Origin of the sequence: Sediminibacterium sp., assembly GCF_030695065.1 — a bacterium.
In the GTDB taxonomy this organism is placed as follows: domain Bacteria; phylum Bacteroidota; class Bacteroidia; order Chitinophagales; family Chitinophagaceae; genus Sediminibacterium.
Genome location: NZ_JAUYTR010000011.1, coordinates 522,811 through 546,913 on the forward strand (window position 1 = coordinate 522,811; position 24,103 = coordinate 546,913).

At 36.8% G+C, this 24,103-nt stretch carries 21 protein-coding genes; 13 read left to right on the top strand and 8 right to left on the bottom strand.

Annotated features, from left to right (window positions below; all coding sequences use genetic code 11):
* Positions 1-7 precede the first annotated feature (7 nt).
* The gene (locus tag Q8S25_RS06200) at positions 8-1,507 is read right to left on the bottom strand and encodes a peptide MFS transporter (RefSeq protein WP_295232251.1); all 1,500 of its coding nucleotides are present in this window, start codon (positions 1,505-1,507) and stop codon (positions 8-10) included.
* Positions 1,508-1,586: 79 nt separating this feature from the next.
* Between Q8S25_RS06200 and purD the strand changes: the two genes are divergently transcribed.
* From purD to Q8S25_RS06235, 7 genes are all read left to right on the top strand, one after another.
* Positions 1,587-2,873, top strand: coding sequence for a phosphoribosylamine--glycine ligase (purD, locus tag Q8S25_RS06205; protein ID WP_305535862.1), 1,287 nt, complete (start codon positions 1,587-1,589; stop codon positions 2,871-2,873).
* A gap of 63 nt (positions 2,874-2,936) precedes the next feature.
* Complete coding sequence (locus Q8S25_RS06210) at positions 2,937-3,962, top strand: rod shape-determining protein (RefSeq protein WP_295187827.1); 1,026 nt, start codon at positions 2,937-2,939, stop codon at positions 3,960-3,962.
* A gap of 30 nt (positions 3,963-3,992) precedes the next feature.
* Positions 3,993-4,826, top strand: coding sequence for a rod shape-determining protein MreC (gene mreC, locus Q8S25_RS06215; RefSeq protein ID WP_305535864.1), 834 nt, complete (start codon positions 3,993-3,995; stop codon positions 4,824-4,826).
* A complete protein-coding gene (locus Q8S25_RS06220; protein ID WP_305535866.1) occupies positions 4,823-5,353 on the top strand; it encodes a rod shape-determining protein MreD in 531 nt (176 codons plus the stop codon). The genes mreC and Q8S25_RS06220 overlap by 4 nt, the downstream gene beginning before the upstream one ends.
* Positions 5,354-5,414: 61 nt before the next feature.
* Entirely contained in the window at positions 5,415-7,523 is a 2,109-nt protein-coding gene (gene mrdA, locus Q8S25_RS06225; protein ID WP_305535868.1) for a penicillin-binding protein 2, read from the top strand.
* Positions 7,520-8,866 carry a rod shape-determining protein RodA gene (gene rodA, locus Q8S25_RS06230; protein ID WP_305535870.1) on the top strand — a complete coding sequence of 449 codons (1,347 nt, stop codon included), beginning with the start codon at positions 7,520-7,522 and terminating at the stop codon, positions 8,864-8,866. The genes mrdA and rodA overlap by 4 nt, the downstream gene beginning before the upstream one ends.
* Positions 8,867-8,875: 9 nt before the next feature.
* On the top strand, positions 8,876-9,634 hold the full coding sequence (locus tag Q8S25_RS06235; protein ID WP_305535872.1) for an MBL fold metallo-hydrolase: 759 nt from the start codon (positions 8,876-8,878) through the stop codon (positions 9,632-9,634).
* On the opposite strand, the gene Q8S25_RS06240 is transcribed toward Q8S25_RS06235, so the two are convergent.
* Genes Q8S25_RS06240 through Q8S25_RS06250 form a run of 3 tightly spaced genes read right to left on the bottom strand, consistent with a single transcriptional unit; the run spans position 9,631 to position 11,221 of the window.
* Positions 9,631-10,143, bottom strand: a complete 513-nt coding sequence (locus tag Q8S25_RS06240; RefSeq protein ID WP_305535874.1) for a hypothetical protein — start codon at positions 10,141-10,143, stop codon at positions 9,631-9,633. The genes Q8S25_RS06235 and Q8S25_RS06240 overlap by 4 nt on opposite strands.
* A gap of 27 nt (positions 10,144-10,170) precedes the next feature.
* Entirely contained in the window at positions 10,171-10,641 is a 471-nt protein-coding gene (locus tag Q8S25_RS06245) for a hypothetical protein (protein ID WP_305535876.1), read from the bottom strand.
* A 37-nt stretch (positions 10,642-10,678) separates the two neighbouring features.
* Complete coding sequence (locus Q8S25_RS06250; protein WP_305535878.1) at positions 10,679-11,221, bottom strand: RNA polymerase sigma factor; 543 nt, start codon at positions 11,219-11,221, stop codon at positions 10,679-10,681.
* Positions 11,222-11,231: 10 nt separating this feature from the next.
* Here Q8S25_RS06250 and Q8S25_RS06255 point away from each other — a divergent pair, with 10 nt between their 5' ends.
* Positions 11,232-13,889, top strand: a complete 2,658-nt coding sequence (locus Q8S25_RS06255) for a phosphoenolpyruvate carboxylase (RefSeq protein ID WP_305535880.1) — start codon at positions 11,232-11,234, stop codon at positions 13,887-13,889.
* On the opposite strand, the gene Q8S25_RS06260 is transcribed toward Q8S25_RS06255, so the two are convergent.
* Complete coding sequence (locus Q8S25_RS06260; RefSeq protein ID WP_305535882.1) at positions 13,890-14,483, bottom strand: DNA-3-methyladenine glycosylase; 594 nt, start codon at positions 14,481-14,483, stop codon at positions 13,890-13,892.
* 44 nt (positions 14,484-14,527) lie between these two features.
* Between Q8S25_RS06260 and Q8S25_RS06265 the strand changes: the two genes are divergently transcribed.
* Both Q8S25_RS06265 and Q8S25_RS06270 read left to right on the top strand, forming a co-directional pair.
* Complete coding sequence (locus Q8S25_RS06265) at positions 14,528-14,959, top strand: nuclear transport factor 2 family protein (protein WP_305535884.1); 432 nt, start codon at positions 14,528-14,530, stop codon at positions 14,957-14,959.
* 50 nt (positions 14,960-15,009) lie between these two features.
* A complete protein-coding gene (locus tag Q8S25_RS06270; protein ID WP_305535886.1) occupies positions 15,010-15,918 on the top strand; it encodes a prohibitin family protein in 909 nt (302 codons plus the stop codon).
* A gap of 1 nt (position 15,919) precedes the next feature.
* Here the strand turns inward: Q8S25_RS06270 and Q8S25_RS06275 are convergent, their stop codons facing one another.
* Both Q8S25_RS06275 and Q8S25_RS06280 read right to left on the bottom strand, forming a co-directional pair.
* Entirely contained in the window at positions 15,920-16,150 is a 231-nt protein-coding gene (locus tag Q8S25_RS06275) for a hypothetical protein (RefSeq protein WP_305535888.1), read from the bottom strand.
* A 47-nt stretch (positions 16,151-16,197) separates the two neighbouring features.
* On the bottom strand, positions 16,198-17,169 hold the full coding sequence (locus tag Q8S25_RS06280; protein WP_305535890.1) for a M23 family metallopeptidase: 972 nt from the start codon (positions 17,167-17,169) through the stop codon (positions 16,198-16,200).
* A 97-nt stretch (positions 17,170-17,266) separates the two neighbouring features.
* Between Q8S25_RS06280 and alaS the strand changes: the two genes are divergently transcribed.
* From alaS to Q8S25_RS06295, 3 genes are read left to right on the top strand one after another with little or no spacing between them, the layout of a single operon-like run.
* Entirely contained in the window at positions 17,267-19,891 is a 2,625-nt protein-coding gene (gene alaS / locus Q8S25_RS06285) for an alanine--tRNA ligase (RefSeq protein WP_305535892.1), read from the top strand.
* Positions 19,891-21,336, top strand: coding sequence for an Asp-tRNA(Asn)/Glu-tRNA(Gln) amidotransferase subunit GatB (gene gatB, locus Q8S25_RS06290; RefSeq protein WP_305535894.1), 1,446 nt, complete (start codon positions 19,891-19,893; stop codon positions 21,334-21,336). The genes alaS and gatB overlap by 1 nt, the downstream gene beginning before the upstream one ends.
* Before the next feature lie 9 nt (positions 21,337-21,345).
* Complete coding sequence (locus Q8S25_RS06295; protein WP_305535896.1) at positions 21,346-22,485, top strand: TlpA disulfide reductase family protein; 1,140 nt, start codon at positions 21,346-21,348, stop codon at positions 22,483-22,485.
* Between the two features lie 148 nt (positions 22,486-22,633).
* Here the strand turns inward: Q8S25_RS06295 and Q8S25_RS06300 are convergent, their stop codons facing one another.
* Positions 22,634-24,061: a RagB/SusD family nutrient uptake outer membrane protein gene (locus tag Q8S25_RS06300; protein WP_305535898.1), complete on the bottom strand. Its 1,428-nt coding sequence runs from the start codon at positions 24,059-24,061 to the stop codon at positions 22,634-22,636.
* Between the last annotated feature and the right edge of the window lie 42 nt (positions 24,062-24,103).

Below are 24,103 nucleotides of genomic sequence, written 5' to 3' on the forward strand. Positions count from 1 at the left end.
TAAAAAATTAATCCATCATTTTCTTCAACTTGCTCGCTAATACAAATAAGATGATTGATGCTGTTCCTGCCATCACCACAAACATCATGAAATACTCATTCAAATTGGTAATGGCAAAGCCCATTACATAAGTTGTTTTTCCATCAGGATACAAGGCACTTAACACCCCTGCTAATTTATTCGCAAATGCATTGGCAGTAAACCATACTGCCATTAATAAGGAGGCAAATTTTACTGGTGCTAATTTATTCACCAACGATAATCCAATGGGCGATAAACACAATTCTCCACTGGTATGCATAAAGTACATTCCGGTTAACCAGATCATACTTACTTTAACGCCGGGCTGCACGTCTTTTACGCCAAATGCTATCCATAAATAACCCAATGCCAATAAGAATAAACCCATGGCCATTTTAGTAGGAGAAGATGGTTCGCGCTTGCCCATTTTTAACCACAAAAAAGCAAAGATGGGTGCGAGTATTACTACGAATGTAGAGTTTAATGATTGAAAGAAACTGGCTGGTACCACATAGAACCCTAGGTCTCTATTGGTTTGCTCTTCTGCAAAAAAAGTGAGTGATGCACCTGCTTGTTCAAATGCACTCCAAAAGAAAATCACAAAGAAAGAAACAGTAAAAATAACCGCTACTTTTTTCTTCTCTAAACTACTTAAACTTTTATCGGAGAACACAATAAAAGCAATCAATAAAATACTCGCAATCAACAAATAAAATAAATAGCTAAATATTTTAACGTCGGCATAAATTAATCCAATCGTCAAAATAGAAAACGCCAACAATGATCCCACCATAAAGAGTGGTTTCAAGAATTTTTTGGGTGCATTATCGGGTGTAAGTCCCAATGTTTTTCCTTCTGGGTCTAACACATATTTGTTGTGCAATAATTTTAGGGTGGCTACTCCCAAGAGCATTCCAATCCCCCCGGCTAAAAATGCCCATTTAAAATCGGCTGGATTACCTGTATCGCCAACCAATCCGCATACAAATGGCCCCAAAGCACCACCTACATTAATTCCCATGTAAAAAATGGTATAAGCCGAATCGGTTCTGGTATCTCCCTTTCTATATAATTGACCTACTAATGAAGAAATATTGGGCTTGAAAAATCCATTTCCTGCAATCATGAAACCCAAGCCGGAAAAGAACAACCAAGAAGAGGCATCTGGGTTAGACTCATATAACATGCCGCAAAAAAACAAAATGAATTCTCCTATTGCCATCAAGATTCCACCTGCTAAAATGGAACGTTTATTACCCCAATACCTATCCGCTACATATCCACCCACCAATGGTGTTAAATAAATCAAACCCGTATAACTTCCATATAAATTGGATGCAAATACTTTGTCGAACATTAATGCCTTGGTCATAAACAAGACCAAGATGGCTCTCATACCATAATAGTTAAAGCGCTCCCACATTTCGGTTGCAAACAATACATACAGTCCTTTTGGATGCGCAATTGATTTCGTTCTTTCCGTCATAGCAATCATTTTCGTTAATGGCTCAAAATAGTGATAAAAGTGAAATTGATGGGTTATTTTCGCAACCAATTTAGCTTTCATGAATATTCTACTATTAGGCAGCGGCGGCCGTGAACACGCATTAGCTTGGAAAATGACCCAAAGTCATCATTGTGATCAACTCTTTATCGCTCCTGGAAATGCTGGTACAGCTGCTTTTGGAACCAATTTGTCCATTTCAGTGACCGATTTTGATGCCATTAAAGATGCTTGTATGAATTACCAGATTAATATGCTGGTTGTGGGTCCCGAAGAACCTTTGGTTAAAGGAATTTATGATTTCTTTCAAGCTGACCCTTCTTTAAACCATATCATTGTAGTGGGTCCTTCTAAAGCGGCAGCACAATTAGAGGGCAGCAAAGCATTTAGTAAGAAATTCATGCAAAGACATGGTATTCCTACGGCTGCTTATGCAGAGTTTACAGCTGATTCTATTGAGGATGGTAGAAAATATATTCAACAACATGCATTGCCCATTGTATTGAAAGCCGATGGATTGGCTGCGGGCAAAGGGGTCGTGATTGCAGCAACCACTGAAGAAGCATTGGCTTGTTTTGATGAAATGATTCTTGGTAAACAATTTGGGGCTGCCAGCGAAAAAGTGGTGATTGAATCCTTTTTACAAGGTATTGAAGTAAGCGTTTTTGCCCTAACCAATGGAGAAGCTTACCATATTATTGGCCATGCCAAAGACTATAAGCGTATTGGCGAAGGCGATACGGGTTTGAATACGGGCGGTATGGGTTGTGTTAGCCCAGTTCCCTTTATGGATGCGGCTTTCATGCAAAAAACAGAAGAAAAAATTATTCGCCCAACAGTAGAAGGACTGGCTAAAGAAGGGCTGGAATACCATGGATTCATCTTTTTTGGATTGATGAATATGGGCGGAGAGCCTTATGTGATTGAGTACAACTGCCGCTTGGGCGATCCGGAGACCGAAGTAGTTTTACCCCGTTTACAAACCGATTTAGTAGCATTATTTGCTGCGATGGACAACGGAACCTTAGAAGATGCCAATATCAGTTTTGATCCACGCAGTGCTGCAACCATTATGGCAGTGAGTGGTGGTTATCCGGGTGATTATGCGAAGGGTAAAACCATTGAACTACCTGCTGCTAATGAGGTTCCGAAAGACACCCTGGTATTTCATGCAGGTACTATTTTTTCGGGTGATCAGGTTTTAACAAATGGTGGCAGGGTTTTGGCAGTAACTTCATATGGGGCAAATATTGCAGAAGCCGTTGAACGTTCTAAAACGACCCTGCAGCAAATTTCCTTCGAGGGCATGTATTTTAGAAAGGATATTGGGTTTGAATTCCCTTGTTAATTCCACTAATTTCAAGCACCTTTGTAACTATTGCTTTAACATACACAAGAACTTAACCATACAATGGGATTATTTAATTTTTTCACTCAGGAAATAGCCATGGATCTGGGTACTGCCAATACCCTGATTATTCACAATGACGATGTAGTTGTAAACGAACCTTCCATTGTTGCATTAAATCGCAACAATATGAAAGAGGTTTTGGCTGTAGGCAAGAAGGCATTGATGATGCACGAAAAAACACATGAAAGCATCAGAACCATCAGACCTTTGAAAGATGGTGTAATTGCCGATTTTAACGCCGCAGAATTAATGATTCGCGAGTTAATGAAAATGATTTATCCCAAGAAGCCCTTATTTCCTCCAAGTTGGAGAATGGTGATATGTATTCCCTCTTCAATTACTGAAGTAGAAAAACGTGCGGTAAGAGATAGTGCAGAACAAGCAGGTGCAAAAGAAGTATACATGATTCATGAACCTATGGCAGCTGCTTTGGGTATTGGAATTGATGTAGAAGAACCTGTTGGAAATATGATTATTGATATTGGTGGTGGTACTACAGGTATTACAGTGATTGCATTAGCAGGTATTGTATGCGATCAAAGTATTCGTATTGCAGGTGATGAATTTACTGCAGATATTATGGAAGCTTTAAGAAGATACCATAGCTTATTAATTGGAGAACGTACTGCAGAACAAATTAAAATTAATGTAGGTGCCGCAATGAAAGACTTGGATAATCCTCCAGAAGACATGCCAGTAAATGGTCGCGACTTGGTTACGGGTATTCCAAAACAAATCATGGTGAGCTACCAAGAAATTGCCGAAGCACTAGATAAAAGTATTTTCAAAATAGAAGAAGCTATTTTAAAAGCATTAGAAACTACTCCTCCAGAATTGGCTGCAGATATTTACCGAAGGGGATTATACCTAACTGGTGGTGGAGCCCTCCTACGTGGTTTAGACAAGCGATTAAGTGCAAAAATCAAATTGCCTGTTCATGTTGCAGACGACCCATTGAAAAGTGTGGTACGCGGCACTGGGCTTGCGTTAAAGAACTATCAGCGTTTTCCATTTATCATGAGATAGAACAGCTAATCGGCTTTGAAAAATATTTTCTTGTTCATACGGCAATACTTTAATTTCCTCAGCTTTTTGCTGTTGCAAATTCTATGTATTGTGATGCTGACCAAAGTAAGCAAAACACATGAAACGTTTTTTGGAGGTACTGTATTTGAAGTGACTGGATATTTTAATAGTCGTTATGCCAACTTACAACAGTACTTTAATTTAAAAGAAGCAAATCAAAAATTAGCCGAAGAAAATACCCGTTTAAGAAATGCATTAGGGACCAATTATATTTCGCCCGATACCAGTGCAATCAGTTTTACCGATTCAAGTTTTGTAGATACACTTGGAAGAAAAAGAAAATTCATTTATCTCCCAGCTAAAGTGATTGGCAATTCCTATACTTTGCAAAACAATTACTTAATGCTCGAAAGAGGTGCAGACCAAGGCATCAAAAAAGGCATGGCGGTAGTTGGCCCTAATGGTATTGTAGGAGTAGTGGTAGATGTATCTGCCAATATTAGCAAAGTAATGAGCTTGTTACACAGGAATAGTAAGGTTTCTGCTATGCTTAAAAAGGACAATACTACAGGTAGTATAGAATGGGATGGGGCAGATCCATCATTACTAATTTTAAGAAATATTTCTAAGAGCGCTAAAGTAGTTAAAGGTGACACCGTGCTTACTAGTGCTTATTCTGCCAACTTTCCATCGCATTTAATGATTGGACGGGTTGCTTCTATTACTGCAGATCCAGCTACCAATTATTACACGTTGAAAATTAAAACTGCTACCAATTTCTTCACGATTCAATCGGTGGATGTAATTTACAATACTCGTTACAACGAACAAATTGAACTGGAAAACCGAAATCAACAGCAATGAGCAGTTTACTAACCAATATATTCCGGTTTGCTTTTTTTATTCTCCTACAAGAATTTGTGTTGAATAAAATACCTGCTTTGCACCAGTTTATTGTGCCCTATATTTATTTCTTGTACATCCTTTGGCTGCCATTTAAAATGGGACGCTGGTCTATTTTATTATTGTCTTTTCTTTTTGGATTATCCATGGACTTTTTCACCGGAACCATGGGACTTCATGCTGCAGCTTGTACCTTGATAGGTTATATTAGACCTTTCTTATTAAGTTTATTAATTCCTCAAGAAACCACTGAACAAAGCTATGTAGAGCCGAGTATCAAGAGTATGGGTTGGGCTCCATTTAGTTTATACGTTGGCTTACTCACATTTATCCACCATTTTTATTTGGTGCTGTTAGAGTGGTTACAGTTTGGCAGTTTTACTTATTTCTTGGGCAAAGTGAGTGGCACAACCGGAATCAGTTTATTGCTCATTTTTTTGGCCGAAATGTTGTTCAATAGAAAAGCAAAATATAGAACGAATAGTTAGTGTAGTAGTTCTAGTTTATGCTTAATTTCACGTGGTCAAATCAATTGACTTCTCCTAATATATGTCCGTATTTAATCAAAGCCGTGGTAGGATTATCCAAATCATTTTTGGAGTTGTATTCATTGTTATTACAGCACAACTCATTAACCTACAAATTTTCTCTTCCCAATACAAACTGGCTGCAGAAAACAATGCCATATACCGTAAAATCATTTATCCTGATAGGGGTATTATTTTTGACCGTAAAAAAAGAGCTTTACTCGAAAACACCATCAGTTTTGACTTAGTTGTTACCCCTTCCGAATCAAAAGGGACAGATACTGCGGCACTTTGTGCCATTTTAGGGATTGATACTGCTGAGTACAAGAAGAGAATGCTCGATTTAATTTTTAAAAATACCCGTGTTCGCCCCAGCGTATTTGAACCCTTGCTAAGTGCTGAATTATACGCAAAGCTTACCGAGAATATGTATAAGTTTCCTGGTTATATTTTAAGTGAACGTTCAGTTAGAACATACCCTTTTAATACTGCTGCGCAACTACTTGGATATATTGCAGAAGTAGATACCAGTTACTTAAGAAAATATCGGCACTTAGGATATGAAATGGGCGACTATGCTGGAATGAGTGGATTAGAAAAAACCTATGAATCTATTTTGATGGGACAAAGAGGCATCAAGCGCTATATCAGAGACAACAAGAGCCGAATTCAAGGACCTTACGAGAACGGCATATTCGATACCATTCCAGTTGCGGGTAGGAATTTATTTACCAGCATTGACGTAGAAGTGCAACAACTGGCTGAACAATTATTACAAAATAAAATAGGCAGCGCAGTGGCCATCAATCCAAAAACGGGTGGCATTATTACCATGGTATCTAGTCCTACTTATAACCCCAATGTACTAACGGGAAATGCCCGCAGAAAAAACTGGGGGAAAATGGTCATGGATACTGCCAAACCTATGTACAATAGGGCTATAAAAGGGCAATACCCTCCTGGTTCTACATTTAAACCCTTGGGTGCATTGGTTGCGCTAGATCAAGGCTTAATCACTTCTGATTATGGCATTGGTTGTGGAGGCGGATATGGTGCATGTGGTGGTGTTTATGTGAGATGCGAACATGGCAACGCAGGTCACGCAGCCAATTTAAGATTGGCATTGGCCAACTCTTGTAACTCTTACTTTTCAGATGTATTTAGAAAAGCACTCGACAATAAAAAATGGGGCAATCCCAATCAAGGTTATTTAAAATGGAAGGAATACATGAATGCTTTTGGTTTAGGTAGAAGATTAGAAGTAGACTTACCTAGCGAAGACAAAGCCAATATTCCAGACACCAGTGTGTACAATAAATTTTTTGGAGGTGCAAGAAGATGGAACAGCTGTAGTGTGCTAACATTAGGTATTGGTCAAGATAAAATGACTGCCACTCCATTGCAAATGGCCAACTTAATGTGCATTATTGCCAATAGAGGTTTTTATTTTCCACCCCATTTTGTAGATAGCATAGAGAACGAACAAGTAGAAGATACGGTCTTAATGAACAAGTACAGATCAAAACATGTGGTAACCAATATTGCAGACAAAGATTATCAAGCTGTAAATGATGGCATGCATGATGTAACCGTTTATGGTACAGCTTCACATATCAAAATACCAGGGGTTGAATATTGTGCTAAAACTGGAACTGCACAAAACCCACACGGCAAAAACCACTCCTTATTCGTGGCTTTTGCTCCAAAAGATAATCCAACTATTGCAGTGGCAGTAGTAGTAGAAAACGGCGGATATGGTTCTGTTGCTGCAGGCCCTATTGCAGGTTTGATTATAGAAAAATTTTTAAACGATACACTTAGCACAGCAGGGAAAGCTACTGCTGAAAGGATTACCAAAATGGATTTGGTACCCCAAGCTATTAAAAATTGGTATACACGCAAAGACGCAGAAAGAGCAGCAAGATTAGCCAAATTAGCCATAGAAGAAGCTGCAGAAAAAGAAGAAGCAGAGAATATTAAAGAAAATAATAAAAGCAACACAGAAGCAATATTAGAACAAGGAAGCAAACCTGTTGGCAATAAAAAAGATAGTACAGACAAATACAAAATCAAAGCAGCCTTATTACTTAGTGAAGACAAAAAGAAAAGAATTGGAGGGCGTGCACAATGATAAAGAACAAAAATATTTCACAAGGGGTAGACTATCCAATAATATGGCTCTATTCAATCTTAGTAACAATAGGTGTGTTATGCATTTTCATGGTTGAATATAGAGAAGGAGGAAATTGGTTCACTTCTTTTATTGGAGGAAAAACCAATTATAGCAAGCAATTATTTTTTGCAGGGTTCTGTGCGTTAGTGGCCACTTTTATTTTACTTACAGACAGTAAACTTTTTACCGCCTTTGCCAATTTAATGTATGCCTTTGGGCTTTTGTTAATGATTGCAACTTTCTTTATTGGTAAAAACATCAATGGTTCAAAAAGCTGGATTCCAATGGGTGGAGGTTTTAATTTACAACCTGCGGAATTATGTAAAATCTTTACTGCGTTGGCATTGGCCAAATTTTTATCTAGACAAGAAACAGATTTTAGCAAGTTAAAATTTCAACTGATTGGTGGTGCTATTGCAATAGCCCCAGCCATATTGTCTATTTTACAACACGAATTAGGTTTGGCATTGGTGTACAGTTCCTTTTTAATTGCCATGTACAGAGAAGGATTACCTGCACAAATTTTAATTTTTGGATCTTCATTTGGGGTATTGGTAATTGCCTCCTTAATTATAGAGCCCAATACCCTATTGATTATTCTAAGTGTGATTGCTGTCTTGCTCATTTACTTTGCCCGCAGACAGGCAAGAAGAAATAAAGGGCTGGTTACTGCTATTATTGTTATTTGGATGATTAGTGCAGGAACCCAACGCTTTGTAATTCCGTATATATTTAATAATGTATTGGAATGTTATCAGAGTACGCGAATTTATAGCATGGTCGGAAGAGATTATAATTGTGCAGACAATGTAAAATCAATTAAAAAGCAACAATCTGGTAACGAAAAAGCACCTAGAAAACCAGATGATTATAATGTGCGCCAAAGTAAGATTGCCATTGGATCAGGCGGCTTTGCAGGGAAGGGTTTCTTAAAAGGAACCCAAACAAGAGGAAAATATGTTCCAGAACAACATACCGATTTTATTTTCACATCCTTGGGTGAAGCGTTTGGATTTATTGGATGTTTTATTTTCCTTTCTATTTATTTAGCGCTATTGTATCGTATTGTTCAAATTGCAGAAAGACAGAGAAGTACTTTTAGTAGGGTATACGCCTATAGTGTAGTGAGTATTTTATTTTTTCATATAGCGGTGAATGTGAGTATGACTATTGGATTATTTCCCATAGTGGGTATCCCATTACCCTTGGTTAGTTATGGGGGCTCTTCATTACTTACTTTTACTATTTTGATTTTTATTTTATTAAGACTAGATGCCGATCGTCAAATGGTATTGCGTTAATTGATTACTATGACCATTATTCCATTATCTGAAGGAAGTTTTACTATTGATAAAACCAAGGTATTTGTTCCATTTAACACTGCTACTGAAGAATTGAATACCAGACCTATTGGTAGTTTGTTGGTTGAAATTCAACCCTTTCTAGTTATTACTCAGCAAGACATTATTTTAATTGATACAGGCTTAGGATACAATATGTCTAATGGCATACCGCAGATTTATTATAACCTTGAAAAAGTGGGTTACAATCCTTCTCAAGTAACTAAAGTGTTGATGAGTCATTTGCATAAAGACCATGCAGGTGGAATTACCACTCGAAATTACACCACGGGCGAACAGTTTATTGCTTTCCCTTATGCCACTTATTATGTACAAAGAAGGGAATTTGAATATGCGATGGGAATAGGATCTGCTTCCTATGTTCAAGCTGATATCCAAATTTTAGAAGAGTTCAGCAAAGTTGTTTGGCTAGAGGAAGACCATGGTTTTATTGACAATTATATAGAATATCAGTTAACTGGGGCGCATAGTAAATTTCATCAGGTATTCTTTATTCACGAAGAAAATGAAATTGTCTTTTTTGGAGGAGACGATGCCCCTCAATTACAGCAAATGAAGAGCAGATTCGTTGCTAAATATGACTTTGATGGAAAGAAGTGCATGGAGCTAAGGAGAGTTTGGTGGGAAACAGGGCAAGAAAAAGGCTGGAAATACCTGTTTTACCATGATATCTCCAGCCCAGTATTTCATCATTCAAATCTTACTTAGTTTTTCCTAATCGTAGAATCTGCACGATTCCTTTGCATCAAGCGTTTTCTTAACTCAGGCTTATCTGGTCTTCCTTCAGGACCTTTAGGCTTCATACCACGCTTCATCATTTCTTGGCGCATCATATCATTGAAATTGCGGTCTAACTTAAAAACCTTATTTACTCTTTCATCGCCATTCAAAATTTTCTTGAAATCGTTGTTGTATTTTTTACGAATAGTCAAAGCCTGTTCTTCAAAAACCAACTCCGCTTCTCTATTGGCATCTCTTGCTTTTTTGAGTTCTGCCATGTAAGCGTTGTGAACTGGCCAAAACTGTTGTGCTTCTTCTGCACTTAGGTTTAATTGCTTGGTTATATAAGCCACTTTGATGGCTTCAATATTGGGCCTATCACCTGGCGGTGGTGGTGGCATTCCACCTTGCATTCTACCCATTTTTGGTGGTGGTGGTTCTTGAGCTTGAGCAATTGCTGCTACACCCATTAAAATGATTAATAGAAAACGTTTCATGTTGTTGTTTTTTAAATGTTAATTCAATTATTCACTCAGATAAAGCTGCAGTTCTTCATCTGAAATCTCAGCCACTGTTGTTTCAGAAATTGCATCCACGGTATATTGATGCAAACTATTTTCAGGCCCCGCTAAAGCGTTGGCAGTTTTTAAATACTCGTTAATGGCATCATTAGACAAAGCTTGTACAGATTGATCAATGTCCATTTTGGCTATCTGTTCCATATTAATGACTAACCCAGGTTCAGTTTTAACTGTTGATTGATTAACCAGATTAAATCCGCCGATTGCTAAAAAACCAATAACTACTGCTGCCGCAGCTAGGGTAAACCATTTACGCCCTGGGTTCATTTGTACAACCTTGGTCTCCTTCACTTGAATGGGAACTTGAAAATGATCAAAGTAACCAGTTGGTACCGTTTGAACTGGCGTTTTTGCGATGGTATTCAGCAAAGGCGCTACTTGTTCTAGTTCTTGTATGATTTCCTTGTTTTCCATTTTCTTCCATTTTAAGACTCCAATACAATCCCCAGGTTTAATGGGATTTAATAAATTCTTCTACTTTTTTTGCAGCATGATGATAACTTGCTTTAAGAGCCCCTTCACTGGTATCTAAAATTTTGCTTATTTGTTCATAAGTCATTTCATCAAAATACCTAAGGTTAAAAACCAATTTTTGCTTTTCGGGAAGTTGCTGAATGGCCAATTGCAATTTCCACTCCAATTGATTCGCATTGAAATTGCTATCGGCTTTAACAGTATTTCCATAAACTTCCGCTACGTCATCAAAGGAACTGGTTTGCTTTCGCTTTTTTTGTTCTAAAAAACTCAAACTCTCATTTGTTGCAATTCTATACAACCAAGTATACAATTGACTGTCTTCTCTAAAATTGTCTAATGCATTCCACACTTTAATAAAACTATTTTGCAGTACATCATTGGCGTCTTCGTGCTCCACTACCATCCTTCTAATATGCCAATACAATTTTTCCTGATATTGTTTAACCAGTTGAGTAAATGCTGCATTTTTTTGTGAAGGAATTTTAAACTGCTTCACCAATTGAGAATCTTGATTCAATATATATCGATTGTCTTTTAAGTTAGATAAAATAGTAGATGAAAGGTTTAATGGGGCAAAAAAATTTGTATATTCATTGGTATCTACTATGTATTTAAATAAACCCATACTGGCTTTCAGGCAAAACGTTGCCGACAAATACACTATTTACAATAGCCTTTTTGCGGCCCTCCCCTTCTCAGGAATCGCCAACGTGGGCGCTTTACTACCCATATTATTACAATCTTGTATTGATGGATATCAAACTGGTAAAAACCCAAAAGAGATTATTGAAGATTTTTTTAATAGGCAGGCACAGGTAAGCAATGAGGCAGAACAGATAGACCGATTGTTCAAATTTGTACAATATATAGAAAGACAGGTGGTTCTATTTGATGCAATTGAAGATGCTGCTTTTGATTCAGTTCACCAATTAAATGGCAGTGGTAGCATAAAAGCATTGTACAATGAAGCTTACTTTAAAGGTAAACTTCCATTATTAAAAGAAAAGCTGCGCCATTTTAAAGTAAGGGTAGTACTAACGGCCCATCCAACCCAGTTTTATCCAGGCAGTGTTTTGGGTATCATTCATGATTTGGGTGAAGCCATTGCAAAAAATGATTTTGAAACCATCAACCTCTATATTCAACAATTGGGTATTACCCCATTTTTTAATAAGAAACAACCTACCCCATTAGATGAAGCAGTTAACTTAATGTGGTACCTAGAAAATATTTTGTATCAGTCCATTGGAAATATTTACAATTTTATCAGTAATGAAATATTAGAAGACGAAAATCATAATCCATTTATTGAACTTGGATTTTGGCCGGGGGGTGATAGAGATGGGAATCCATTTGTAAAAGCTGCAACTACACTTAAAATTGCAGAATCATTGAGAAGCGCAATTGTGGTTTGCTATTATAGAGATATTAGAAAATTAAAAAGAAGACTAACTTTTTCTGGAGTAGATATATTGGTAAATAAATTAGAATCACAGTTGTATGAAAATGTGTTTAGGCCTGAAGAAAGCAGAAGGATTCACCAGAAAGAACTATTAGAAAAATTACAAGAAATTAAAGATTTGATGATTGCCAATCATCATTCCTTATACATTAATCGGGTAAACAGTTTAATCAATAAAGTAAAAATTTTTGGAACTTGGTTTGCGGCTATTGATATAAGACAAGACAGTCGAATTCATACCGCAGTCATCAATAATATTGATACCACACTCAAACAAAAAAATAAAGGGGGCATTTTGCCCAATGATTATGATTCATTAAGCCAGGAAGAAAAAATGAATTGCTTGTTAAAAATTGATCAAGTGATTGACATAAATGATACTTCCACTGAAATAGCTAAAGACACAGTAGAAAGTATTTTTGCCATCAATAGTATTCAACAAATAAATGGGGAACAAGGCTGTCATCGCTATATTATTAGTAACTGCCAGTCGGCATTAAATATGATTGAGGTATTTACCCTCTTTAAATTATGCGGATGGAATACACAGCAACTTTCGGTAGACATTGTTCCATTATTTGAAACTATAGACGACTTAAAAGAAGCAGAAAAAATAATGCAGTGGCTTTATCAATTGCCTATTTATAATAAACATTTGCAAGCACGTGCTCAATCACAAACAATCATGTTAGGATTTAGCGACGGAACTAAGGATGGGGGTTATTTACAAGCCAATTGGAGTATTTATACAGCAAAAGAAAAATTAACTGCAATCTCTAGACAACATGGTATTAAAGTAAAGTTTTTTGATGGACGAGGCGGTCCACCTTCTAGAGGTGGTGGAAAAACCAATAAATTTTATGCTTCGTTGGGGAATAATATCGAGAACGAGGAGATTCAATTAACCATTCAAGGGCAAACCATTACTTCCAATTTTGGCACACTTAAATCTGCACAATACAATTTAGAGCAATTATTAAGTGCGGGAATCAGCAATACGGTATTTGCTGAAAATAGAATTGAACTAAGCCGAACACATAGAAACTTATTGGAAGAGTTGGGAGGTATAAGCCACCAGGTTTATCAATCATTCAAAAAAAATCCACAGTTTCTTCCATATATGCAGCAGTTTAGCCCTTTGAATTATTACAACAAAACTAATATTGGAAGCAGGCCCGGCAAAAGAGGAAATTCAGATAAATTGGTTTTTGAAGATTTAAGGGCAATCCCATTTGTAGGCAGTTGGAGTCAACTAAAACAAAATGTTCCAGGATATTTTGGGGTTGGTTCTGCATTGCAACAATTAAAAAATGCGGGGAGATGGGAAGAAGTAAAATCTTTATTTACTGAAGTGGCATTTTTCAGAACCTTGATTGATAATAGTATGATGAGCATGCTCAAATCTTTCTTTCCTTTAACGGCTCATATTCAAGACGACCCAGTATTTGGCCCTGTTTGGAATTTAATTAAAGCAGAATACGATTTAACGCATTCACTCGTATTAGAATTATCTGGCAATAAAGTATTAATGGACAATGATGAACCAGGAAGGGCCTCTATTTTAATGAGAGACAAAATAGTATTACCGCTTTTAACTATCCAGCAATATGCATTGCATCAATTAAAGAATGAACAAATTACAGAGGACCTTAAGATTAATTATGAAAAATTGATCACCCGCTCTATGTTTGGAATCATTAATGCTGCAAGAAATTCAGCATAATTAACTGTCTTTCCAATTCCACAAATGCAAACAAGCATAGGTTCTATAAGGCGTCCATTTTTCTGCCTGCTTTAACATTTTATGCTGCATGGTTTTCTTATGAGATGCATCTATTTTGTACAACTTGCACATGGCTTGTTGAATACCTAAATCGTCTACTGCAAATACATCTTCACGCCCTAAACTAAACATCAACAACATTTCAACCGTCCATTGGCCTACTCCTTTTATTTGAACCAATAATTGAATAATGGCTTCATTACTCATAGTAGAAAGCATACGATCTGTAATGCCATGTTCAATACAGAATAAGGCAACATTTTTTACATACCCAACTTTAGCATTACTTAAACCGATAGACCTAAGTACTTCATTGGGTGTTTCCAAAACTTCCTCCACTTTGGGTTCTTTACCATTATATAAAGCTAGAAATCGTTTAAATATGACAGCTGCTACTTTGGTACTTAATTGCTGGCTCATAATACTGGCCATTAAACGAATGGGTATATTCTTTCTTCGCTTTAATACAAAAGGCTCCTGCGTTAAGATGGAAGCCAATTTTTTATCCTTCTGTAAATGATGAATATATTCCATTCGAGAAAGTTAACTAATTTTAAGAAACACTAACTGTAACTAATATGAAAAAGCAACTCCTTTGTACATTATTACTAACTGTCATTGGAATCAGTTCAAGCTTTGGACAAGCTGGGCCAGAAAAACAAATCAGAAAAATCTTGCAAGAGCAAACTTCAGCTTGGAACAAAGGAGATATTGATGCTTTTATGAAAGGGTATTGGAACAACGATAGCTTACTTTTTGTTGGAAAAAACGGGCCTACTTACGGTTTTACCAATACGCTCAATAACTACAAAAAGAACTACCCCAACAAAGATTACATGGGTCAATTAAATTTTACTTTATTAGAGGTGAAGCCTTTATCTAAACAACTTTGGATGGTTTTAGGAAAATGGGAGTTAACCAGAAATGCGGGGAATATAAGTGGACATTACACATTGTTGTTCAAAAAAATAAATGGTTCTTGGGTTATCATAGTAGATCATAGTAGTTAGGACCGTATGAATAAAAGAGCTTACCTTGTATTTATTATAAAATTTCCTATATGATTTTAATTATTCTAGGCATCATTCTTTTGGTTGCCGCAGGCTTTATGAATAAAGAGAGAGAAGAATTTATTAAACTAGCAAAAGGTGTAAGAATTGCTGGTATTGCTATTGCATTGATTGGCGTATTCACTTCCTGCATTAAACAAATTGATGCCGGCCAAATTGGGGTACAGAGTTTATTTGGAAAAATCTCTAACACTATTTTATACAGCGGTTTAAACATTGTTAACCCATTGGTTGAAGTAAGGGAGGTAGACATTAAAACGCAGAACTATACCATGAGTGGAGTAAATGACGAAGGAGAACAATCAGGAGATGATGCAATAAGGGTATTAACTGCTGATGGATTAGAAGTGGTAATTGATTTAACCGTACTCTATAGGGTTACAGCTAGTGAAGCCCCCAGATTAATTAGAGAAACAGGGCTCGATTTTAGAGATAAAATCGTTCGTCCACTTACTAGAACAAAAATCAGGGATAATGCTGTTTATTATACAGCCATTGACTTATACTCTTTAAAAAGAGATTTATTTCAAAATAGAATCTATAAATCGATTGATGAAGACTTTAAGAAAAGAGGATTGATATTAGAGCAACTATTAGTGAGAAATATCACATTACCCACAAACGTAAAAACCTCTATTGAAGAAAAAATTAAAGCGGAACAAGACGCTCAAAAAATGGAATTTGTTTTGCAAAAGGAAAAACAAGAAGCAGAGAGAAAAAGAGTGGAAGCAAGAGGTATTGCAGACTACCAGCAAATTATCAGTTCTGGTTTAGGCGATAAACAATTACAATACGAACAAATTCAAGTAATGAAGGCGTTGGTTACTTCGCCCAATTCCAAAGTAATTGTTTTGGGGAAAGGAAACACCCCTGTAATACTTGATACAAAAGAAAAGTAGGCTATTGGTCAAAATCAATGGGCTTACTCCAAAGTTTAATTTGCCAACGCAAGAACAAGATAAAACTGCTGACAAACCAGCAATAAAAAATAATATTTCCCATTGTAATGGATCCATGAAAAAAGGCATGGTCGTACATTATTCCAGCAGTAGAATTAATTGCTAACCAAAACAACCCTATAGAAAGGGTATTTACAATTCGTAAAAGGTATTCTCGTACACCTGGTTCCACAGTACAATTTTTACTTATTACAAGTAATTGGCTTTTTTGTTGCAGGGTTAATCAAAGCTTTGGTTGCTAGCAGCAGCTAATTTAAGAATACGGTCAAATTGAGCTGGGGTTAAGTCGTTATAAAAGAAGTAAATCGGGTCCAGTTGTGTACCATTCTTATGAACTTCATAATGTAAATGTGGCCCTGTACTTTTTCCGGTACTACCAACATAACCAACAACTTCCCCTCTTTTTACTTTTGTGCCTACCCTGGCTTTAATGCGAACCATATGGGCATACAAGGTTTCGTATCCAAACCCATGGTTTACCACAACCCTATTACCATACCCGCCCGTATTAAATCCAGCATCTTTTACCACCCCATCGGCTGCTGCATAAATAGGGGTTCCAACTGGGGCAGTAAAATCTAAGCCTGGATGCAACCTTCTGTCTTTGTAAACCGGGTCAATTCTATAACCAAAACCAGAAGAGACCCTATTTAAATTTCTATTGCTAATAGGTTGTATAGAAGGGATTGCTGCTAATAACTTGGCTTTGTTCTTCACCATATTATCAATGGCATTAAATGACTTGCCTTGATAAGCCATTCTTAAACTAAGATTATTTAGTTGAGCCGCCATACTGTTTACCAATTCAGTTTCGCCCATACTTTGCACCAATTGTACTTCTTTTTTCTTTTCCATTTCCTTAACCCTGGCACTATCGGGTATTGGGTTCGATTCAAAAATGGATCTGTAAACGTAATTATCTCTGTTGGCAATTTCGTCCATTTGAAGCTGCAACTGTTTAATTCGTTCTTCCATTACCTTATAATTCTGCTTTAGATCGTCGTTCTGTTGACGAAGCAACTTCTCTTTGGGTGAATCTATATAACGGAATGTGATGGCAAAAATGAGGATTCCAGTAACAATAGAAGCTGCTATATACCCTAATACCTGAAGCAACCTAACCCTAAGGGGGGTAGTCAGCTTCTCGAAGCGCATATTATGTGTATTATAGAAGTATTTTACCTTTTTCATGATCGGTTTTCAGCCCCTTAAATCCGTACCTTTGCCCCTTTAAATAACAACAAATATAGTTTCTACAGCCTTAATGGCATATAAAAAGTAATTCATCATGACGAGTGCCGAAATTCGCCAACAATTCTTAGATTTTTTTGCTTCCAAAAAGCACCAAATCGTTCCATCTGCTCCTATTGTAGTAAAAAACGATCCAACCCTATTATTCACTAATGCTGGAATGAATCAGTTCAAAGATTATTTTCTAGGAAATAGTGTGCCTATAAGCCAAAGAATTGCAGATACCCAAAAATGTTTGCGCGTAAGTGGTAAACACAACGACTTAGAAGAAGTTGGAGTAGATACCTACCACCATACTATGTTTGAAATGTTGGGAAACTGGAGTTTCGGGGATTATTTTAAAGCAGAAGCCATTGCTTGGAGCTGGGAACTCCTAACTGAAATTTACAAGCTACCCAAAGACCGATTGTATGTATCTGTATTTGAAGGCGACCCCGCTGAGGGCATACCTGCATCTACGATTGCCTTACAAGAATGGAAAAAACTAGTAGCTGAAGATCATATCATATACGGTAATAAAAAAGACAATTTCTGGGAGATGGGAGACACCGGACCATGTGGCCCCTGCTCTGAAATACATGTGGATTGCCGCTCAGATGAAGAACGTGCAAAATTGCCTGGCAGTCAATTGGTAAACAAAGACCACCCACAAGTCATCGAAATCTGGAACAATGTATTTATTCAATACAATCGTTTAAAAGATGGTTCTTTGGTTGAATTGCCTTCCAAACATGTAGATACAGGAATGGGATTTGAAAGATTGGTGAGGGTTATTCAAGGAAAACAAAGCAACTATGATACAGATGTATTTACAGGTACTTTTGAAGCAATAGAAAAAATAACGGGTAATCAATACGATCGCTCCGATTCAAAGGAAGCCATTGCGTTTAGGGTAATTGCAGACCATATACGTGCAATTGGATTCACCATTGCCGATGGTCAATTGCCATCTAATACAGGTGCCGGTTATGTAATAAGAAGAATTTTAAGAAGAGCTGTCAGGTACTATTATTCTTACTTGAATTACAAGCAGCCTTTATTGTTTCAATTGATGCCGGTGTTGGCAAAACAATTTGAAAAAGTATTCCCTGAATTGCAGCAACAATTGGACTTTGTAAACAAAGTTGTAAAAGAAGAAGAAGATGCATTCTTAAAAACCTTAGACAAGGGTTTAAAAAGAATGGATGATATGATTAAAAACAGTACCGATCTAATTGATGGCAAAGCAGCTTTTGAACTCTTTGACACTTTTGGTTTCCCAATAGATCTTACTCGACTGATTGCTTCAGAAAACAATAGAACCATTGATGAAGCAGGATTTGAAAAAGAAATGCAGCAGCAAAAAAGCAGAAGTAGAGCAGCCGCAACATTAGATACAGAAGATTGGGTAATTGTTTCAGAAAATAAAGGAGAGGGATTTGTTGGTTACAACCAATTAACCACCCAAAGTAATATTACCAAATACAGAAAAATCAGCGCTAAAGGGAAAACGCAATTTCAATTGGTATTAAATACCACTCCATTTTATGCTGAAAGTGGTGGACAGGTTGGCGATACAGGCTGGTTAGATTTTGGTAGTGAAAAAATTGCTGTAACAGATACCAAAAAAGAGAATGACCTGATTGTTCATTTTGTAAATCAATTACCTGCTGAAATAGTAAAAACATTTACTGCAATAGTGGATACTGAAAAAAGACTGTTTACTTGCTATAACCATACTGCCACGCACTTGCTTCATGCAGCATTACGTAAAGTATTAGGAACCCATGTTGCACAAAAGGGTTCCTTGGTAAACGAAGAAAGTCTTCGATTTGACTTTTCTCATTTTGCTCGTTTAACAGAAGCCGAAATTACAGAGGTAGAAAATATTGTAAACGAAAAAATTAGACAAAATATACCAGTAGTTATTACAGAAATGCCAAAAGAAGAAGCGCTTAAATTAGGTGCAATGGCATTATTTGGAGAAAAATATGGGAATACAGTTAGGGTTGTTGTAGCCGATCCAAATTACTCTGTTGAATTGTGTGGAGGTACCCATGTGATGCACACGGGCATGATTGGCTTACTCAAAATAACAGCGGAATCTGCTGTTGCTGCAGGAGTAAGAAGAATGGAAGCATTAACAGGCAGCAATGCATTCAACTTTTTAAACAAGCAATTCAATGAACTTAGAACTGTTGCAGGTTTATTAAAAACACAAGACCCCATTAAAGCGATTGAAAAATTAATCCAAGAAAAACAGGAGACGGAGAAAAGATTGGAGAGTCTTGAAAGCAAACAGCTTCAACAAATCAGCAATTCCTTGTTACAAAAAACAAGTGCATTTTCTATTGGTAATGAGGAAGGAAAATTGATTGGTCAAGTTGTTGAAGTGAATAGTGCTGATCAATTAAAAAAACTTTGCTTCGATTTAAAAACAGGATTAGGCAATCATTACTTAGTTATTCTATGTGCCAATATTGCTGGCAAAGCTGCGGTATGTATCATGTTGAGTGATAGCATGGTGAATGAAAAAGGATTGGAAGCCCCTAAACTTATTAAAGAATATGCTACTCCTTTAATTAAAGGGGGAGGTGGAGGTCAAAAAACATTGGCCACAGCAGGTGGGCAAGATGCTTCAAATTTGCCCGAACTGATTCAACAAATAAGCAGGCTTGTATAATGGACTTATCCCAAAAATACCAGGCCGTCATAGGTCTTGAAGTGCATGCACAACTTTCAACAAATAGCAAACTATTTAGTGGAGATAGTATTGCCTTCGGTAATGCCCCCAATACACAGGTTAGTCCAATTGCACTAGCGCATCCTGGTAGCTTACCTAAGCTGAATCAAAAAGCCGTAGAATATGCCATCAAAATGGGATTGGCATGCAATTGCACCATTGCAGAACACTCTTTTTTTGCTAGGAAAAATTATTTCTATCCAGATCTTCCAAAAGGATACCAAATATCACAACATACACACCCAATTTGTATCGGTGGTTTTATAACCATCAAAACCAATGAGGGAGAAAGAGCAGTCCAATTAAATCGGATTCACCTAGAAGAAGACGCGGGTAAAAGCATTCACGATTTGGACCCAGATAATACTTGTATTGACTTAAATAGAGCAGGTACACCCTTAATTGAAATTGTAACTGAACCAGATTTGTTTTCTGCGGAGGAAGCTTGGCAATATGTAACCGAAATAAGAAAATTGGTTCGCTGGATTGGCATTTGTGATGGGAATATGGAAGAAGGAAGTTTAAGATGCGATGCAAATATTTCTGTACGGCTCAGAGGCGCTGAACAATTGGGTACTAAAGTAGAAGTAAAAAATTTGAACTCCATTCGAAATGTAAAAAAGGCAATAGAATTCGAAAACAACAGAATCATAACGGAATTAGAAAAAGGGAACAGTATTCAACAACAAACCCGAAGTTTTAATGCAGACAACGATACCACTTTTGCTATTAGAGATAAGGAAGAAGCGAATGACTATCGTTACTTCCCCGATCCAGATTTACCAGCGATACATTTAACGACAGAAGGTATTAAATTGATAAAAGAACAATTACCGGGCTTACCATATCAATTAATACAGCATTATCAAGCATCTTATCAGTTAAGCGCATACGACGCTAGCCAGCTTTGCGAAGAAAAATCCATTGCCGATTTTTTTGAACAGGCCATACAATTCACCAATCATTATAAAATGGTTGCAAATTGGATATTAGGCCCTATTAAGCAATTGATGAATGAGTCCCAAAAAAATATCCTAGAGCTCGGATTAACCGTACAACAATTAGCAGAGCTGATTGAATTAATTGAGGGAGGAAAGATTAATTTTTCAACTGCAGCTTCCAAATTATTACCCGCAATATTGCATACTACTTCTGCACCATTAGCATTAGCTGAATCATTAAACCTGTTGCAAGTTAGCGATAGCAATGAATTAGAACTATGGGTTAATGCAACAATTGAAGCAATGCCCGATAAAGTAAAGGAATACCAAAAAGGCAAGAAGGGATTGATAGGATTATTTGTAGGAGAAGTAAAAAAAAGAAGCAAGGGTAAAGCCGATCCCAAAATAGTTACTGAATTATTAGAACAAAAATTAAACGCTTAAAATATACCTATGAAAAAAACGATTTTTTTATTGCTGGGCACAACGCTGTTCTTTGGCGCTTGTGATCAGAAAAAAAAGTACGGAGCATTTACCGTTAAAGGAACAATCAAAAATGCGATTGCCCCTAAAGTGTATTTGCAAGAATTACCCTACGGAGGTGAACAGCCAATTATTTTAGATTCCATTAGCTTGAAAGCCGACGGAAAATTTAGTTTAAAGGGTATTGCAAAAGAAGAAGGATTGTACAGATTGGTTTTAGAGAATGGACCAGATGTATTAATCGTAAACGACAACGATGAAATTGAAGTGGATTTAGATGTTACTCGATACAGAGTATATGAAGTGAAGAACTCTCCAGCTTCTATGGCTATGCACACGCTATTTGAAGACTATAGAAAAAAAGATTCTGCATTGTACGCGGTATTCATGGAAATTGACTCTTTACAAGCTCAACCCAAATCGGATAGCTTATTAAAAGTGATTCAAGGAAACAGAGATGCCAAGGTAAAAGAAATGAATACCATGGTTCGTAATTTTATTAAAGAAAGTGAAAGCCCTGCAGCAAGGTATTATGCATTGGGTATGGCTTCAAGAACCATGACACCAGATGAACTAAAAGCATTGGTAAATGAATCAGCTGAGAAATACAAAGAGCATACTGGATTAAATAAAATAAAAGAGCTAATTAATGCATCTGCTAAACAACAGCCTGCTGCGCCTCCTGCTTATGCGTTATTAGGAAAAGATGCACCCGAAATTAATTTACCCGATTTAGATGGGAAACCATTTACACTAAGCAGCTTAAAAGGCAAATATGTACTGGTTGATTTTTGGGCAAGTTGGTGTGGTCCTTGCAGAAAAGAAAATCCGAATGTGGTAGCTGCTTATAATCAATTTAAAAATAAAAACTTTACCATTCTTGGGGTATCATTAGACAACGATCAACAGGCTTGGTTAGACGCCATTAAAATGGATAAATTAAACTGGAAACATGTAAGTGATTTAAAGCAATGGGAAAGTGAAATGCCCAATATTTATCAATTCAATGCCATTCCATTTAATGTTTTAATTAGCCCAGAAGGCAAAATCATTGCATCTGATTTAAGAGGTAATCAATTATTTAAAACATTAGAAGAGCTCTTAAAATAATGAGCAGATAGCAGTAGTATTACTATAAAGTAATTGGTTATTTTTTTACCGAGTTACTACAAACAAATAGGCCCCGATAAATATCGGGGCCTATTTTATTTATGTCTCGTCCTAATAGAAGTTGACTACAAAATCTATTTATAATAGATTAGTTGGTATAACCTGGATTCTGTTGAATTACAGGGTTTGCTTGAATTTCCGCATTTGGAATAGGTAATAAGAAACGGAAACTACCAGCAGCTAAGTTTTGGGATGCGGCACTAGGCGCATCACTTAACAAACGTGCTACAGGTAAATTTCTTCTTTTTAGATCCCAGAAACGATGTCCTTCATAAGGCAATTCTTTAAAGCGTTCTTCCATGATAGCAGTAATAGCAGCATCCTTGGTTGCCAATGTTACATTGGTATAACCAGTGATTCTTGCAGTACGTAAAGCATTCAAGTCATTAGCAGCACCTACTAGATTACCTGCTTCAGCATGTGCTTCAGCACGAATCAAGTACATTTCACCTGTTCTGAAAACTTTAGCATCTGCTACATTTTCAGTAGGTGTTCCGTAAGGAGTACCTGCATATTTATTGATAATTCTACCTGGGCGACCAGCATTAGTTAATAGAATTTCATCTTTAATATAAGCTGCAAATCGAACGTCGTTTACTTTATCATATGAATCGTATAGCTTATCAGAGGGTCTCCAAGTTACTGTACCAATATTGGCAGCATTAGCAGAAGTACCTCTCCAAAGTGAACCAATACGACCACCTAAAGAAGCGGTACGGCTTAATTTAAAGGCTTGCTCATTTCTATTTGCATCGGTCCAAATTCCTCCGAACTGGTTCATTGGAGATAAAGGTAAAGAATTGATATACTCAGTGCTGAAGGTAATTGCATCTGCATATTCTTTTAAATACAAAGCAACTCTAGCTTGCAAAGCCGAAGCTGCAGGACGAGTAGCTCTATAAATATCAGTTAAAGCAGTTGGCAATAGTGGCTTGGCAGCAACTAAATCAGCTTTTAACTTTGTAAAATAAGGAGTCACCTGAATTCTTGCAGTTGGAGCAAGTGAAGGTGTTTCCATATATGACATAGCCAAATCAGTACCTACAGAAGAATTGCTATAATATTTATACAATTCAAAATGGCAAAATGCACGTAAAAACAATGCTTCACCTCTTAATCTTTCTTTTAAGGCAGCTTCTGTAGCATTTGCAGCAACAGCATTTGGCAATGCCACTAATACACGATTTACCCTGTCGATGATTCTATAATAGAGGTTAAAAGCAGTAAAGTTATCACGGATACTGATATCCGCAGAACTGTATTGCCACTCGTGAACAGTTGCAGCATTGTAGAACTCAGCCACTTTTACTTCATCAGAAAAAACGGCGTTTAACAAAATACCCATTTCAACGTTCATTGCAGAGTAGGCACCAATGATACCTTGCTCTGTATTTGCTACTGTTTTCAAAGCGATGTCTCCACCAATGAAATCAGTTTCTTTTACATCAATCACTTTTTTACAAGCCCCTAAAGACAATAGCAAAAAAGAGAAGATGACTAATTTATTTTTTTTCATTTGCTTCATTTTAGTATTCAAGTTTGAAATTGATATTAATGG

Coding starts and splice junctions, on each gene's coding strand:
- Q8S25_RS06200 (WP_295232251.1), bottom strand. CDS start 1,507: ATGACGGAAAGAACGAAATCAATTGCGCATCCAAAAGGACTGTATGTA.
- purD (WP_305535862.1), top strand. CDS start 1,587: ATGAATATTCTACTATTAGGCAGCGGCGGCCGTGAACACGCATTAGCT.
- Q8S25_RS06210 (WP_295187827.1), top strand. CDS start 2,937: ATGGGATTATTTAATTTTTTCACTCAGGAAATAGCCATGGATCTGGGT.
- Q8S25_RS06220 (WP_305535866.1), top strand. CDS start 4,823: ATGAGCAGTTTACTAACCAATATATTCCGGTTTGCTTTTTTTATTCTC.
- mrdA (WP_305535868.1), top strand. CDS start 5,415: ATGTCCGTATTTAATCAAAGCCGTGGTAGGATTATCCAAATCATTTTT.
- rodA (WP_305535870.1), top strand. CDS start 7,520: ATGATAAAGAACAAAAATATTTCACAAGGGGTAGACTATCCAATAATA.
- Q8S25_RS06235 (WP_305535872.1), top strand. CDS start 8,876: ATGACCATTATTCCATTATCTGAAGGAAGTTTTACTATTGATAAAACC.
- Q8S25_RS06240 (WP_305535874.1), bottom strand. CDS start 10,143: ATGAAACGTTTTCTATTAATCATTTTAATGGGTGTAGCAGCAATTGCT.
- Q8S25_RS06245 (WP_305535876.1), bottom strand. CDS start 10,641: ATGGAAAACAAGGAAATCATACAAGAACTAGAACAAGTAGCGCCTTTG.
- Q8S25_RS06260 (WP_305535882.1), bottom strand. CDS start 14,483: ATGGAATATATTCATCATTTACAGAAGGATAAAAAATTGGCTTCCATC.
- Q8S25_RS06265 (WP_305535884.1), top strand. CDS start 14,528: ATGAAAAAGCAACTCCTTTGTACATTATTACTAACTGTCATTGGAATC.
- Q8S25_RS06270 (WP_305535886.1), top strand. CDS start 15,010: ATGATTTTAATTATTCTAGGCATCATTCTTTTGGTTGCCGCAGGCTTT.
- Q8S25_RS06280 (WP_305535890.1), bottom strand. CDS start 17,169: ATGAAAAAGGTAAAATACTTCTATAATACACATAATATGCGCTTCGAG.
- alaS (WP_305535892.1), top strand. CDS start 17,267: ATGACGAGTGCCGAAATTCGCCAACAATTCTTAGATTTTTTTGCTTCC.
- gatB (WP_305535894.1), top strand. CDS start 19,891: ATGGACTTATCCCAAAAATACCAGGCCGTCATAGGTCTTGAAGTGCAT.
- Q8S25_RS06295 (WP_305535896.1), top strand. CDS start 21,346: ATGAAAAAAACGATTTTTTTATTGCTGGGCACAACGCTGTTCTTTGGC.
- Q8S25_RS06300 (WP_305535898.1), bottom strand. CDS start 24,061: ATGAAAAAAAATAAATTAGTCATCTTCTCTTTTTTGCTATTGTCTTTA.